Genomic DNA, 13,887 nt, shown 5'->3' with positions numbered 1-13,887 from the left:
AGAAACTTTTTAAAGGTGGAGAAACAGTAAACAACCCGCCGCGCGTGCCGATAGATACTCGTCAGAGAAACCTGCATATAACAAAGGCAACGTATGTTTAAACGTATAAAAGTCATTACTCTTCTTATTTCGGTGCTGCTTGTGCTCGGCATCATGCAAGTGATTTCCGCGGGTATTTTTATTAACGCGCTGAATAACGATAAAGACAACTTCACCGTGTCGCAGCTCTCCAGTAAAAACGTCGCGGAGTTTACCGATGCGTGGATCAGCCTGAATCAGGCGCGGGTGACGCTGAACCGCGGGATGCTGCGCCTGCAAAGCAGCATGGCCTCTCAGATTAACGGTGGGCAGCTCAATGAGCTGGTTAACACGGCGAAGAATCTGCTGGCCGATGCGCAAGCCCATTACGATAAATACTACGCCCTGCCGAATACGCCGGGGCTGGATGAGAATCTGGCCAAGCGTCTCGAAGAGCAGTACCGCATTTACTCCTCCACACTGACGCAAATGAACGTCCTGCTGAGCCAGGGCAATCTGGAAGAGATGTTCAAGCAGAACGCGGAGCATAAACAGACCGCGATGCAGGCGGTTTACCGCGAGTGGCGCGAAGCGCAGGCAACGCTTACCGATAAAGGCATCCAGGATAATGAAAGCGACTACAAACGCATCCTGTGGATCCTCTCTGCGGTGATGCTGCTGGTGATTGTGGTGATTGTCTCCAGCTGGATCGCTATGCGCCGCGTGCTGCTGCTGCCTCTGGAAGAGGTGATTAACCATATTCGCGCCATTGCGGCGGGGGATTTAACCCAGCCGATTCAGGCTGAAGGTAAGAATGAAATGGCTATTCTGGCGCGCAACGTTCAGGAGATGCAAACCTCGCTGGCGAACACCGTGGGCGTGGTGCGTGAAGGTGCGGATACCATCTACACCGGCGCCGGTGAAATTTCTGCCGGGAGTAACGACCTCTCTTCCCGTACCGAGCAGCAGGCCGCGTCTCTGGAAGAAACGGCAGCCAGCATGGAACAACTGACGGCCACCGTGAAGCAGAACGCCGATAACGCGCGTCAGGCTTCCCGTCTGGCGCTGGATGCCTCCTCAACGGCGAAGAAGGGTGGAAATGTAGTAGAAGGCGTCGTGCGTACGATGGATGAAATCGCGACCAGTTCCAGCAAAATCGCGCAAATTACCAACGTGATCGACGGTATTGCCTTCCAGACCAATATTCTGGCACTGAACGCGGCGGTGGAAGCGGCGCGCGCGGGCGAACAGGGCCGTGGCTTTGCGGTAGTCGCAGGGGAAGTTCGAACGCTTGCCCAGCGCAGCGCACAGGCGGCGAAAGAGATTAAGGCGCTGATCGATGATTCCGGCGAGCGCGTCAACGCAGGCTCGCAGTTGGTGAATGAAGCGGGCGCGACGATGGCGGAGATCGTCAACGCGGTCACCCGCGTGACCGACATCATGGGCGAAATTGCCTCTGCCTCTGACGAGCAGAGCCGCGGTATCGACCAGGTGGGCCAGGCGGTCGCCGAGATGGACCGCGTGACCCAGCAGAACGCCTCGCTGGTGGAAGAGTCTGCGGCTGCTGCGGCCGCGCTGGAAGATCAGGCTGCACGCCTGAACGAAGCGGTGGCGGTGTTCAAAATCACCCGCAACCAGGCGGTCAAAGCGGCACCGGTGAAAACCTATGTGCCAAAAGCGCAGCCCGCAGCGGCGGCGTCAGAAGGGAACTGGGAAACGTTTTAAGGACTTGCCCGGTGGCGGCTACGCCTTACCGGGCCTACGGTTTTGTAGGCCCTGCAAGCGCAGCGCCGCCGGGCAATGCTCACATCTCCGACGCCGGAACGACCCTTGGTTTTTCCGGCTTCGCTCTCACCGCAATCACCACCCCCACGACCAACAATAATATTCCACAGGCCGTTAACAGCGGCGGCACGCTCTGGCGCATCAGGAAGGTATAAAGCAGTCCCGCAAGGGTTTCGAAGACAATCAACGGCCCTAAAATCACCGTCGGCAGCTTCTGGCTGGCAATGTTCCAGCACAGCGCACCTACCCAGGAGCACAGCACCGCAATCGCAACCATTAAGCCAATAAACACCCACGGCCTCGGCCCGAAGGGCTGGGCGAAGTCTGGCTGTTGATAGCCTAACCAGAGGCACGCGCCGACATACCCCACCAGTGATACGGGCAAGGTGACCAGCGCCTGCGCCGTCGCCCACATCATCGGGTGCTTGTCCGGGTTTTCCCGCAGCCAGCGCGCATTGCGCAGGGCGTACCAGGCCCAGCACGCTACCGAGACGAACGCTAAAACGATCCCCGAACCGTAACGCCATAAGCTGAAATCGCCCAGCCCGTGGCGCAGCTCGGCGATATTGACGCACACCAGTCCCACAGCGGTGCACATCAGCGCCGGCGCCATTTTTGACCACGCCAGCCTGCCGTCCCGGTGGCTATAGAGCAGATTCGCGAAGATGGGGATGACCACCGGCAGCGTGCCAATAATCATGGTGGAAACCGGCGCACCGGTACGCTGAATGGCGCTTGCCAGACAGACGTAATAGATCAGGTTACCCATCATGGTCAGCGCCAGCGCGGTACCCCAGTCCTGACGGCTGAGCTGACGCAAGCGCGCGCGTCCCAGCCACGCCAGGGGCAGGGCAATCAGCCCCAGCGCCAGGTAACGTCCGGTCGACTGCAGTATGGCCGGATACTCGGGTACGATCAGCGGGCCGACAAAAATCAGCCCCCACATCATCCCTGCCAGCAGGGCATACAACACGCCACTAATCATTTTTCCATCCTGTTTGATTCACGTTGCACTCAGTGTAGGAGGGACAAATACGCACGTATTGTATGAGATTGCGCTTTAGCGCCGGGTGACCTGCTTCTGGTAGCGAACGGGAGTAATGCCGTAGCGGCGGGTAAACGCGCGGGTTAAATGCGACTGGTCGGTCAGCCCGGTTGCGGCGGCGACCTCAGCTGCGGGCATGCCGTGGGTGAGGAACGCTTTGGCGCGCCACAGGCGGATGGCCATCAGCATCTGGTGCGGCGTAACGTGGAAATGGGCTTTGAACTGGCGCTGGAAATGGTACGGGCTGAGCGAGACAACGTTCGCCAGCTCGTCCAGCGTCAGGGCGTGCATATAGTTGTCGTGCAGATACTCGCGCACGCGTTCGAACCGGTGTGCACCTTCCTGAACTACCGGCGCGTGATGGGCTAACGGCTGAAAGGTCTCAATCAAATCCAGCAATAAGCCTTTTTGCGCCAGCGGGTCGTCCGTATGCCACAGGCCGTAAATCAGCCTGCCGATTTGCTGCGAGCGCAGCGGGTCATAGCGGGTTACGTCGCTGAACCACCAGTGGCGCATGCCGGTTACCTCTTCCAGCAGGTCAGGCTCGATGTAAACCATCCGGTAGCGCCAGCCGTCTTCAGTGGCGGATTCCCCGGTATGGATCTCATCCGGGTTCATGGTAACAACGGATTTTTCAGGTGCGAGATGCTGGGTACCGCGATAGCGAAAGCGTTCGGCACCGGTTTCAATCGTGCCGATCCCGAAGGCTTCATGGGTGTGAGGCTCAAAGGCGTAGTCAGAGATATGCGCGTGATAGAGTTCAAGGCCCGGCAGCTGCGCCAGGTGGCGAAAGCGCGCTCTGTCTCTCTCATCAATAAACTGTTCCGGTACGCCTTGCACGGTGAGCCTCCTCATGGGTCATCGTTTCATTATCAGAGATGACCCGAGGGGATGCCACAAAAAATAACCAATCCGTAACAATTACAAAATGGCTTTGACGCTCTCCGCCAGCGACGTGGTTGGACGGCCAATCAGCTTGCTGAGGGTACGGCTGTCGTCAAACAGACCGCCTTTGGACGCGCCCACATCGGAGTCCGCGAGCATATCTGCCAGCCCGGCAGGCAAGCCGACGCTTTTCAGCGCGGCGGCGAAATCTGCCTCGCTGAGATTCTGATAGGTTACCGGCTTTCCGCTCTGCTTGCTGAGCTCCGCCGCCAGCTCGCTCAGCGTCCAGCCGTGGTCGCCTGCCAGTTCGTATACTTTGCCCGCATGACCCTCTTCAGCGATGACTTTGGCGGCCGCCGCTGCATAGTCTGCACGGGTCGCAGAAGCAATTTTGCCTTCGCCTGCGGCACCGATAAACACGCCGTGTTCCAGCGCGGGCGGCGCGCTCGCCAGGTAGTTTTCGGTATACCAGCCGTTGCGCAGCAGGGCATAAGGAATGCCGGACGCCGCCAGCGCTTTTTCCGTCGCGACGTGTTCAACGTGCAGACCCAGCGGTGATTTGTCCGCATGCAGCAGGCTGGTGTAGGCGATAAATTTCACGCCTGCCGTTTTGGCGGCGTTAATGACGTTCTGGTGCTGGGTTGCGCGCTGGCCTACTTCGCTGGAAGAGATCAGCAGCAGCTTATCCACACCGCTCAGCGCGGCGGTGAAGGCGGCTTCGTCGGTGTAATCCGCCTGACGAACCACAATGCCCTGCTGGCTCAACGCTTCAGCTTTCGCTGGGTTACGCACGATAGCCACAATCTGGCTGGCCGGTACGGTATTTAACAGCTGCTCGATAACGAGATGGCCAAGCTGGCCAGTAGCGCCGGTAATCGCGATCATGATGAATCTCCTTCGTGTTTGTCTGGTGTTGTGGCACACTAGCACCATAGCTAACTTTTAGTAAGTACGTACAAAAAGGTAAGTATGAAAACAACGATACCAACGCTCAGCGAACAAATGCGCGATGGCAATCTTTTCGCGGAACAGTGCCCTTCACGGGAGGTGCTCAAGCACGTTACCAGCCGCTGGGGGGTACTGATTCTGCTGGCCCTGCAGGAGGGAACGCACCGCTTCAGCGATCTGCGCCGTAAAATGGGTGGGGTGAGCGAAAAGATGCTGTCCCAGTCGCTTCAGGCGCTGGAGCAGGACGGATTTGTCGATCGCGTGTCGTATCCGGTCGTGCCGCCTCATGTCGAGTATAGCCTGACGCCGATGGGGATTGAGGTCAGTGAGAAAGTGGCCGCGCTGGCAGACTGGATTGAGGTCAATACGCCGAAGGTGATGGCGAATCGGGATGAGCGTGCGGCGTAAAAGCCGGGTATGTGAGGCCTGATGCCCCTCTCCCACAAGGAGAGGGAACAAACACCAAAAACGGCAACGTGCGTTGCCGTTTTGCTTTTACCTGCTCAAATCCACCTGATAAATCGCGAACCCGATATCATCCGTCGCAACCTTCTTCATCGGATACTGCGCCTTGTCCTTAATGAACCTGGCCGCCTTATCGGACGGTGACGTTTCAAAGCGGATATCCAGTTTTGTCTCGCTATGAATCGGCGCAAGACGCCAGTTGTTATCCACCGCCGGGTGAATTTGGCCCGCCTTCTTCGACTCTGCGCCGATCCACGCCGCCAATACCGAGCGGTTTTCGTCCGGTGACGCAAAAGCGATGTGGCTATCCCCCGTACCGGCAAACTTACCGCCGTAGGCGCGATAGTTATTTGTCACCACCAGGAAGGTGGCATTCGGGTCGATCGCCTTGCCGTTGAAGGTCAGGTTTTTAATGCGCTCCGCCTGCGGATTAATGGTCTGGCACTCGCCGTCATATTTCGCCGGCTGGGTGACGTCAATCTGGTAATTCACGCCGTCGATCACGTCGAAGTTGTAGGTGCGGAAGCCGTCCCAGTTAATCAGCGACTGCGGTTTGCTGCTTGTCGGATCGATCTGGTTAAACTGTCCGGCGGAGCACTCCAGCCACTCTTTCACCTCCTTTCCTGTGGCTTTAACCACCACCAGCGTGTTCGGGTAGAGATAGAGATCGGCGGCGTTACGGAAGGTCAGCTGGCCCTTTTCGACTTCAACATAGCTTGCCGGGTCATTCTTACGCCCGCCCACTTTGAATGGCGCAGCGGCAGACAGGACCGGCAGTTTTGCCAGATCCGGATCGCCCTGCACAAAGTGTTCGGCATAGGCTTTCTGCGCCATGTTGACCACCTGAACGGTTGGGTCGTCCTGCACCAGCGCCAGGAAGCTGTACATATTGTCGGCGGATTTGCCGATCGGCTTGCTGACGAATTCGCGGGTGGCGTCGTGATCGTGCTTCAGCACGTCGACCAGTTTTTTATCTTCAGCCGCCAGAGATTTTTTAGCCGCAGCGTCGTAAATCGGGCGCGCTTCGGCTTTTGACTGCGTCACCTTCCAGCTGCCGCCGTCGTTATTCAGCACCAGGTCCACCACGCCAAGATGGTCGCCCCACATGCCCGGCATCACCGACGGCACGCCGTTGAGCGTCCCTTTCTCAATATCAGCCCCTTTGATACTGGCAAAATCTTTGCCCGGGAAGACGGCGTGGGCGTGGCCGAACAGGATCGCGTCAACGCCCGGAACTTCACTCAGATAATAAACGGAGTTTTCAGCCATGGCCTGGTACGGGTCGGCGGAGAGACCCGAGTGGGCGACAACCACGACCAGATCCGCGCCTTTTTCGCGCATTTCCGGCACGTATTTGCGCGCGGTTTCGGTAATGTCGTTAACGGTCACTTTACCGTCGAGATTGGCTTTATCCCAGGTCATGATCTGCGGCGGTACGAAGCCGATATAGCCGATTTTCAGCGTCTGCTTTTTACCGTCCTGATCGACAACGTCAGTCTCTTTTATCAGGTAAGGGGTAAAGAGCGGTTTCCGGGTCTTAACGTCAATGATATTGGCGTTAACGTACGGGAATTTCGCGCCGGCCAGCGCATCGTGCAGGTATGTCAGGCCGTAGTTGAATTCATGGTTGCCCAGGTTACCGACGGCATAATCCAGCGTGTTCATCGCTTTATAAACCGGATGGATCTCGCCTTTCTTCAGGCCTTTCGCCGCCATGTAATCGCCGAGCGGGCTGCCCTGAATGAGATCGCCGTTGTCCACCAGCACGCTATTTTTTACTTCACCGCGCGCGGCGTTAATCAAACTTGCTGTGCGTACCAGTCCGAATTTTTCCGTAGGGGTATCTTTGTAGTAATCGAAGTCCATCATATTGCTGTGCAGATCGGTCGTTTCCAGAATACGCAGATCTACCGTCGCCGCCTGTACGCTTGCTGCAACCAGCGTTGCCAGGAGCGTTGCACTAAACTTAATCATCAGAGGAGTCCTTTTTTCGATGCAGACCACAAAAGAGTATGTATCTATCGCTTGTTGCTTACAGAAATGTGAATCCTGACAGAAAAAAGCGTCCTGAAACCGGAATTGCTTCACAGATAGCGGAATTGTTCACATTACGATATAACTAAAACAAAGAGTTAACCTCACTGCGTTAACAAAGAGGTGGAGAATGCTAGATAAAATTTGTCAGCTCGCACGGGATGCGGGAGATGCCATCATGCAGGTGTATGACGGTAGTAAACCTATGGAGGTGGTCAGCAAAGCCGACGACTCTCCGGTCACGGCGGCGGATATTGCGGCGCATAAGGTGATCCTGAAAGGATTACAGGCTCTAACGCCGGAGATCCCCGTTCTGTCTGAAGAAGCGCCGCAAAGCTGGGACGAGCGCCAGCACTGGCAGCGCTACTGGCTGGTCGATCCTCTGGACGGGACAAAAGAGTTCATCAAGCGCAACGGTGAGTTCACCGTCAATATCGCCCTGATTGAGAAGGGCAAAGCGGTGCTCGGCGTGGTCTACGCGCCGGTGATGAACGTGATGTACAGCGCCGCAGAAGGCAAGGCCTGGAAAGAGGAGTGCGGCGTACGGAAGCAGATCCAGGTGCGCGATGCGCGTCCACCGCTGGTGGTGATCAGCCGCTCGCACAGCGACAGAGAGCTGCAGGAGTACCTGCAACAGCTGGGTGAACACCAGACTACCTCGATTGGCTCGTCGCTGAAATTCTGCCTGGTGGCGGAAGGTCAGGCGCAGCTGTATCCGCGCTTTGGGCCAACCAACGTCTGGGATACTGCGGCAGGTCACGCCGTGGCTGCGGCCGCCGGGGCGCACGTTCATGACTGGCAGGGCAAGCCGCTGGACTACACCCCGCGCGAATCCTTCCTCAACCCCGGCTTCCGCGTCTCTATTTATTGAGCCAGCAGCTTATGCAGCAGGTCGACAACCTGCTGCACCTCTTCCTGGGTTAACGCCCCGTCTTTCACCCACTGTACGCGACCGTTCTTGTTCAGCACGACAATCGCAGAGCTCTCTTCCTCCAGTTGCCAGGCCTTACGGGTGATGCCGTTGCTGTCGACGATAAACTGCGACCACGGATAGAGCTTTTTATTGCTCTCAAGGCTCGAGCGCACAAACATCCCGGAGCCCGGAATAGCATCATCGGTGTTCACGATCGTGGTGGTCTGGTAGCGGTCGTGAGGGAATTTTGCGGCCTTGATCGCTTCCACCAGGTTGGCATTTTTCTCTTTTGCGGATGTACGACCGGCAATATGTTGTACAACTCTCACTTTGCCCGCGAGTTGCGCGCTATTCCAGGCTTTATAGCTAAACTTATCATTGTCGAGATTCAATTCTCCCCGGTCTGCAATGCCGACTGGCGGTACACGTTGTCCTTTTTCAATGTTGTGAGCACAAGCCCACAGGGGCAGCAGCAGACAAGCTGCTGCAAGGATATTACGTAGGGTCATGGCGTTTCCTTATTGTTTGCAGGTGATCCGACCACTTGGTCATACGCTTTTAATCATAAGTGCGATCAATGTGGTTTTCCCGCAATCCCGATGCCAGTTTGCGGGCGAACGCACATATCCATGAAAAAACGACGGCTTATACTGCTCTCTATCACGCTTTGCAAAGATTATTCTGAATAATTGTAATCAAACGGTAAATAAACTTATGCACACTGGGTAACACCGTAGTTCTGGTCTATAGTCATTGGGCATCAAAATTTGCGCTCAGGACAGTCGGGCCGATTGTGGCACCGCAAGAGCGTATGATTCGCAGGAGATACAAGAATGAAAATTTTCCAACGCTACAACCCGCTTCAGGTGGCGAAGTACGTGAAGATCCTGTTCCGTGGACGGTTGTACATCAAGGATGTTGGCGCTTTTGAGTTTGATAAGGGCAAGATCCTTGTCCCAAAAGTGAAGGACAAACAGCACCTGTCTGTGATGTCCGAAGTCAACCGTCAGGTTATGCGTCTGCAAACTGAGATGGCTTAACCAACGTGCTATGCAGTAAGTAGTTAGAAAAACGGCTCCCGATGGGAGCCGTTGATGTTTGTGGGGGGCAGGAACGTTACGCCGACACTTTCTCTTCCGCGTCCGGCAGCTTCGGCACCAGCACGGTCGGCTTGTTGTCGATGCGCGTCACCAGTAGCTGGTCGATCCGGTAGTTATCAATATCCACCACCTCAAACTTGTAGCCGGAGAACTTCACCGAGTCGGTACGTTTCGGGATTTTACGCAGCATAAACATCATAAAGCCGCCGATGGTCTCGTAGTTGCCGGACTGCGGGAACTCGTCGATATCCAGCACACGCATCACGTCTTCAATTGGTGTGCCGCCATCAATCAGCCATGAATTATCGTCACGCTGGACAATTTGCTCTTCCAGACCCTGGCCTACCAGGTCGCCCATCAGCGTGGTCATCACGTCGTTCAGGGTGATAATGCCCACCACCAGCGCGTATTCGTTCATGATCACCGCGAAGTCTTCCCCGGCGGTTTTGAAACTTTCCAGCGCTTCTGAGAGCGTCAGGGTGTCCGGCACAATCAGGGTATTGCGGATCTGTACGCCGCTGTTAAGCGCGAGGCTCTGGTTTGCCAGCACTCGGTTCAGCAGGTCTTTGGAGTCGACGTAACCGATGATGTGGTCGATATCTTCATTACAGACCAGGAACTTAGAGTGCGGATGCTGCGCCACTTTGTTCTTCAGGCTCTGCTCATCTTCATGTAAATCGAACCAGATAATGTTTTCACGGCCCGTCATGGAAGAGGGCACGGTACGGGATTCCAGTTCAAACACGTTCTCAATCAGCTCGTGTTCCTGCTTACGCAGCACCCCGGCCAGCGCGCCGGCTTCCACCACCGCATAAATATCGTCAGAGGTGATGTCGTCTTTACGCACCATCGGTAGCTTAAAGATGCGGAAAATCACGTTCGCCAGGCCGTTGAAGAACCACACCAGCGGACGAAACACGTACAGACAGAAGCGCATCGGGTTGATGATACGCAAAGCCACAGCTTCTGGCGCAATCATACCGATGCGTTTCGGGGTCAGGTCTGCAAAAAGGATGAACAGGCCGGTTACCAGCGAGAAGGAGAGAATAAAGCTCAGCTGTTCGGCAAGCTCAGCGGACATGTACTTCACAAAGAGGCTATAAAACGCCGGAGAAAACGCTGCATCCCCTACGATACCGCCGAGGATGGCGACTGCGTTCAGGCCAATCTGCACCACGGTAAAGAACATGCCGGGGTTTTCCTGCATTTTCAGGATGCGGGTGGCATTGATGTTGCCCTCGTCGGCAAGCAGCTTAAGTTTGATTTTACGGGACGCGGCCAGCGAGATCTCAGATATCGAGAAAAATGCACTGACGGCAATCAGACAAAGTATTACTAAAATACTGTTTAACATAGTTTATCCGGCTTCACGCCAGATCCTCAGAAGGGGAGTTGATACCATTTGTGTGAAAACACGTAGAACGTCAGCTCGTAGCGTTGAGCCGATTATTTCAGCGGTAGTATAGCGTAAAGAGATGTAAACCTGCCAGAGGTCACGTTTTTGGCACTTAAGTATCGATAAGTGTTGTACTTGGGATTTGATGAGAACCATTTTCATTTAAAGAGGGTTTTCATGCAATCTTTACCGGATCTTTATCCAATCTTTATACAGCGAAATGTGCATTTTTTGGGTCTGGACGGCTTCCTCTCAACGCTCTTTTATGTGGCTATGTGGCAGTGTCGATTAGTTGGAAAACTAATCCGAGTCAGTCTTAGGACCCAGGACAAAAATGTGGCTTAGCGCCGTGTCGTAGAACTCTCTGAGGTTTTTATAAGGCACTTCCTGCTAATGGCGAATACGAAAAATGCTCCTAAGGGCCAGGGATAAGCCAACAATAGATCGTTAATGTCGATCATTAAGACCAACCGTGTGGAATCGGGGCTGCATGTGCCAGCCAGCGTATATGGTGCTCGATCAATCTCAATAACTGTTTGTACTGGCACGAGGTCGCGAAAGTAGCCATTTTTTAAGAGCAACTAAATGATATCTCAGTACTTTCTGTTTTATGTATTTATGGCAAAAACGTGAGGTCAATAGCTCAACCTCTGTACAAAACCGTAATGTTAATGTGAGAATTAGAGTCAAAAAAAACAACACGAGTACAGGACGTTATGACCAAAAAGATTCATTTTTATGCACCTGGTACAAACGATTACATCAGCCCAACTTTACTTTTTTCAGTTGCCCGGATGACAGTAAATGATGACGGGGTTCAGTGGTTAGAGACTCAGTGGGTTGGCGGTGGCGATGTTCAGGGGATGGCTCTTTACACTTCGATTCTTGATGCGGCAATTGCTGCTGAAGTACTTAATCAGGCAGAAACCCCGTCGGAATGGAAGGTTTACCCATTCTCTGATCTGAACATTACAGAAATGATGATCAACACGAAAGCGCATAAATCACATTATGGCATGATGCTTGTGTTTGGGTTCTCAATCGACGATTTCAGAAACCTAATACTGCAATCTGATCTATACCGAACTCTGCAATTCCCTGAATCATTCCCTATCGGTGACGGCTTAGATCCCATCACAAACAAGGTAATCCTGAAATTCGATGAATCCCTGTTCGACGGGATGAATGGTTACTGGCATGAAGAGTTTCCCAGCTACTGTGAATCAATGGAGATCCTGAACTCTCAACCTCTCGATCTCATCAAAGAACACGCTCGTAATGCTGTATCAACGGCACTTGTCACCGCAATACCGATGATCAGCCCTGCAACGCAATACTGTGTATCCACCTATTCCATCGAAAAGCAAATGTGGATCGTATCTTCTCTGGCAGTGAATGGTTCTAAACCTGCTAACAAACTTCATTAAGGATGATTCTATGGCTACTGGTCATTTTCTGAGGATTGGCGACAAGACAACGTGCGGCGGTAGTATTCTTTCAGGTTCCCCAAATCACAGCTTTGGAGGGATTGCAACCGCGAGAAATGGCGATTCTGTCTCTTGTGGTAAAGATGGCAAGGTATACCATATCGCAGGTGGTATCCCCACTTACTCGATTCATGGAGTTGCCGCAGCAGGTACTTTGCATAGCCGTAGTACATGCCCCTGTAACGCAAGTTTCATTTCGTCATTCCCAAATGCTTCCTATTGGGTCGAGGAAAAGAAAGCAGTTAAGGCTATCCCTGTAGTTACTGCTGCCCCTTTAGCTGTTCCTGCACCAACAAAAGCGGAAGAACCCGTACAGCACGCCCAGACAGCTAAAAAACCACATAAGGAAGAAACTAAACGTGAACCAGTAGATGCTGGCTTTTGTGTACTTCCTTACGGTGCTGAAACTGGAGCCTATGAAAGATATCTGTTCGAAAGTGAACCGCCAGCAGGAACACGCGAACTTTACCGTTCACTTAATGGAGAAGGTAAGGAATACAAAGCTGGTTCTATCCTACTTGTTGTTGATCCAGAAAAACAGGACAGTGATCAGATCGCACATATGCAGGTCGCTAAACAACGTATTGATACAGCATTAGAACCGCTTACGCATAAAGAGGCTAACTTCTTACACGATCACTATGCAACAATAGCTAACTTTAGCAACATCGCCGATAAAGGAATAGGGCTTGCTGCTGAACCTGTTGGGAAGTATTTCGAAAATATAGAGAAAATCCTGAAAGAAATTCAGGAAACGTACAAGAATACATACATGACAAGAGGGGCTTTGATTGGTGAACAGTTCTATGTAAGACGTGCTCAACTATTCAAGGAACTTGATCATGTACTTAAAGTCGGCTTCCTTAATAAAGGTATGAAACTTGGTGAGTACAACAACTTAAAAAGTGCTCTTGGTTTATCAACTAAATCGATAACTCATAAATGGAATGAAACGGGAATAAGTGATATTGATGGCTACGCTACACATATAGAGCGAGCGGCAAAATATGTAGCAGCTATGCGATATGTTGGTTATGTCGGGATCGGCTTTAGTGCTTTGCATTCTATCAATGAAATAAATGAGGCTTGTTCTGTTGGTCGTGAAAGCGAATGTACTAAAAAGAAATACACGGAAATAGGTAGCTTTGTAGGGGGGCTTGCTGGTAGTTATGCTGGCGGTACTACTGGTGTTGGCCTCTGCTCTGTCATTTTGGGGGCTTTAACAATAGAAGTTGCCGGAGCAGGTGCATTAGCTTGTGGTGTAATTCTTGGTACTGGTGGGGGGTATGTAGGCGGAGAGTATCTCTCAGACAAAGGCGAAGAATATGGTGAAATAATTTATAACACAGTAGGAAAATGATGAAAATTGTATCTGCTATCATATTCATATTGTTTGTTTTATCGACAATTGTAGCATGTGCATATTCGGTGACGAAGAATAAACAACATCTTTTATTGTGCGATCTTTTTAAAGAACGATTTGGATACGTACCCGCAGGTATAATCCTTGCACAAGCAGGGGGGATATTCTTAGCTTTTCAAAAAGATATGTACTTCATCTTCCCATTTGCTTTTAAAAAGGGAAGTTTTCCTGTGAGAAATATGAACCCCGAACATTATGATTTCATCAAAAATTTACCTAGCGAGGAAGTATCGTGGCTAAAAATTAAGTTCACTTTATTCTTAATAATGATTGTTCTGTTTTGTACAACCATCATAACATCTTACTTATTACTCTAAGTCTTTTTTATAAAGCCGCTAAAGCGGCTTTTCTTGTACGTGAATACAAAGCGATTAGGTTACTGGTTTTT

General features: G+C 52.6%; 12 protein-coding genes. 6 read left to right on the top strand and 6 right to left on the bottom strand.

Going from position 1 to position 13,887, the window contains the following annotated elements; translation table 11 throughout:
* Window positions 1-93: 93 nt before the first annotated feature.
* The gene (locus AB8818_RS14940; protein ID WP_116343599.1) at window positions 94-1,743 is read left to right on the top strand and encodes a methyl-accepting chemotaxis protein; all 1,650 of its coding nucleotides are present in this window, start codon (window positions 94-96) and stop codon (window positions 1,741-1,743) included.
* Between the two features lie 79 nt (window positions 1,744-1,822).
* Here AB8818_RS14940 and AB8818_RS14935 read toward each other — a convergent pair whose 3' ends face one another.
* The 3 genes from AB8818_RS14935 to AB8818_RS14925 form a co-directional block, all read right to left on the bottom strand.
* Entirely contained in the window at window positions 1,823-2,788 is a 966-nt protein-coding gene (locus AB8818_RS14935; protein WP_116343598.1) for a DMT family transporter, read from the bottom strand.
* Between the two features lie 75 nt (window positions 2,789-2,863).
* Window positions 2,864-3,688: an AraC family ligand binding domain-containing protein gene (locus AB8818_RS14930; protein WP_192984726.1), complete on the bottom strand. Its 825-nt coding sequence runs from the start codon at window positions 3,686-3,688 to the stop codon at window positions 2,864-2,866.
* An 81-nt stretch (window positions 3,689-3,769) separates the two neighbouring features.
* Window positions 3,770-4,618 carry an SDR family oxidoreductase gene (locus tag AB8818_RS14925; protein WP_192984728.1) on the bottom strand — a complete coding sequence of 283 codons (849 nt, stop codon included), beginning with the start codon at window positions 4,616-4,618 and terminating at the stop codon, window positions 3,770-3,772.
* Window positions 4,619-4,702: 84 nt separating this feature from the next.
* Between AB8818_RS14925 and AB8818_RS14920 the strand changes: the two genes are divergently transcribed.
* The gene (locus AB8818_RS14920) at window positions 4,703-5,089 is read left to right on the top strand and encodes a helix-turn-helix domain-containing protein (RefSeq protein WP_116343595.1); all 387 of its coding nucleotides are present in this window, start codon (window positions 4,703-4,705) and stop codon (window positions 5,087-5,089) included.
* Window positions 5,090-5,176: 87 nt separating this feature from the next.
* Here the strand turns inward: AB8818_RS14920 and AB8818_RS14915 are convergent, their stop codons facing one another.
* On the bottom strand, window positions 5,177-7,120 hold the full coding sequence (locus AB8818_RS14915) for a bifunctional 2',3'-cyclic-nucleotide 2'-phosphodiesterase/3'-nucleotidase (RefSeq protein ID WP_192981756.1): 1,944 nt from the start codon (window positions 7,118-7,120) through the stop codon (window positions 5,177-5,179).
* A gap of 190 nt (window positions 7,121-7,310) precedes the next feature.
* Between AB8818_RS14915 and cysQ the strand changes: the two genes are divergently transcribed.
* Window positions 7,311-8,051 (top strand): 3'(2'),5'-bisphosphate nucleotidase CysQ, encoded by a 741-nt coding sequence (cysQ, locus tag AB8818_RS14910; RefSeq protein WP_192981759.1) that lies wholly within the window; start codon window positions 7,311-7,313, stop codon window positions 8,049-8,051.
* On the opposite strand, the gene AB8818_RS14905 is transcribed toward cysQ, so the two are convergent.
* On the bottom strand, window positions 8,045-8,602 hold the full coding sequence (locus tag AB8818_RS14905) for a YtfJ family protein (protein ID WP_192981762.1): 558 nt from the start codon (window positions 8,600-8,602) through the stop codon (window positions 8,045-8,047). The genes cysQ and AB8818_RS14905 overlap by 7 nt on opposite strands.
* A 324-nt stretch (window positions 8,603-8,926) precedes the next feature.
* Here AB8818_RS14905 and AB8818_RS14900 point away from each other — a divergent pair, with 324 nt between their 5' ends.
* Complete coding sequence (locus AB8818_RS14900; protein ID WP_008501430.1) at window positions 8,927-9,133, top strand: DUF1107 domain-containing protein; 207 nt, start codon at window positions 8,927-8,929, stop codon at window positions 9,131-9,133.
* 76 nt (window positions 9,134-9,209) lie between these two features.
* On the opposite strand, the gene AB8818_RS14895 is transcribed toward AB8818_RS14900, so the two are convergent.
* Window positions 9,210-10,547: a hemolysin family protein gene (locus tag AB8818_RS14895; protein ID WP_028015283.1), complete on the bottom strand. Its 1,338-nt coding sequence runs from the start codon at window positions 10,545-10,547 to the stop codon at window positions 9,210-9,212.
* Window positions 10,548-11,305: 758 nt separating this feature from the next.
* Between AB8818_RS14895 and AB8818_RS14890 the strand changes: the two genes are divergently transcribed.
* Both AB8818_RS14890 and AB8818_RS14885 read left to right on the top strand, forming a co-directional pair.
* A complete protein-coding gene (locus AB8818_RS14890) occupies window positions 11,306-12,016 on the top strand; it encodes a hypothetical protein (RefSeq protein ID WP_192981765.1) in 711 nt (236 codons plus the stop codon).
* Between the two features lie 10 nt (window positions 12,017-12,026).
* Window positions 12,027-13,436: a PAAR domain-containing protein gene (locus AB8818_RS14885; protein WP_192981767.1), complete on the top strand. Its 1,410-nt coding sequence runs from the start codon at window positions 12,027-12,029 to the stop codon at window positions 13,434-13,436.
* Window positions 13,437-13,887: the final 451 nt, after the last annotated feature.

This window comes from Enterobacter sp. KB-280D8 (assembly GCF_041399405.1).
In the GTDB taxonomy this organism is placed as follows: Bacteria; Pseudomonadota; Gammaproteobacteria; order Enterobacterales; family Enterobacteriaceae; genus Enterobacter; species Enterobacter cloacae_N.
This window is presented reverse-complemented; position numbering and strand designations above follow the sequence as displayed.

Excerpts from the sequence above, each read along its gene's own strand:
- AB8818_RS14935 (WP_116343598.1), bottom strand. The coding sequence starts at position 2,788 with ATGATTAGTGGCGTGTTGTATGCCCTGCTGGCAGGGATGATGTGGGGG.
- AB8818_RS14915 (WP_192981756.1), bottom strand. The coding sequence starts at position 7,120 with ATGATTAAGTTTAGTGCAACGCTCCTGGCAACGCTGGTTGCAGCAAGC.
- AB8818_RS14890 (WP_192981765.1), top strand. The coding sequence starts at position 11,306 with ATGACCAAAAAGATTCATTTTTATGCACCTGGTACAAACGATTACATC.
- cysQ (WP_192981759.1), top strand. The coding sequence starts at position 7,311 with ATGCTAGATAAAATTTGTCAGCTCGCACGGGATGCGGGAGATGCCATC.
- AB8818_RS14895 (WP_028015283.1), bottom strand. The coding sequence starts at position 10,547 with ATGTTAAACAGTATTTTAGTAATACTTTGTCTGATTGCCGTCAGTGCA.
- AB8818_RS14940 (WP_116343599.1), top strand. The coding sequence starts at position 94 with ATGTTTAAACGTATAAAAGTCATTACTCTTCTTATTTCGGTGCTGCTT.
- AB8818_RS14900 (WP_008501430.1), top strand. The coding sequence starts at position 8,927 with ATGAAAATTTTCCAACGCTACAACCCGCTTCAGGTGGCGAAGTACGTG.
- AB8818_RS14925 (WP_192984728.1), bottom strand. The coding sequence starts at position 4,618 with ATGATCGCGATTACCGGCGCTACTGGCCAGCTTGGCCATCTCGTTATC.
- AB8818_RS14905 (WP_192981762.1), bottom strand. The coding sequence starts at position 8,602 with ATGACCCTACGTAATATCCTTGCAGCAGCTTGTCTGCTGCTGCCCCTG.
- AB8818_RS14920 (WP_116343595.1), top strand. The coding sequence starts at position 4,703 with ATGAAAACAACGATACCAACGCTCAGCGAACAAATGCGCGATGGCAAT.
- AB8818_RS14885 (WP_192981767.1), top strand. The coding sequence starts at position 12,027 with ATGGCTACTGGTCATTTTCTGAGGATTGGCGACAAGACAACGTGCGGC.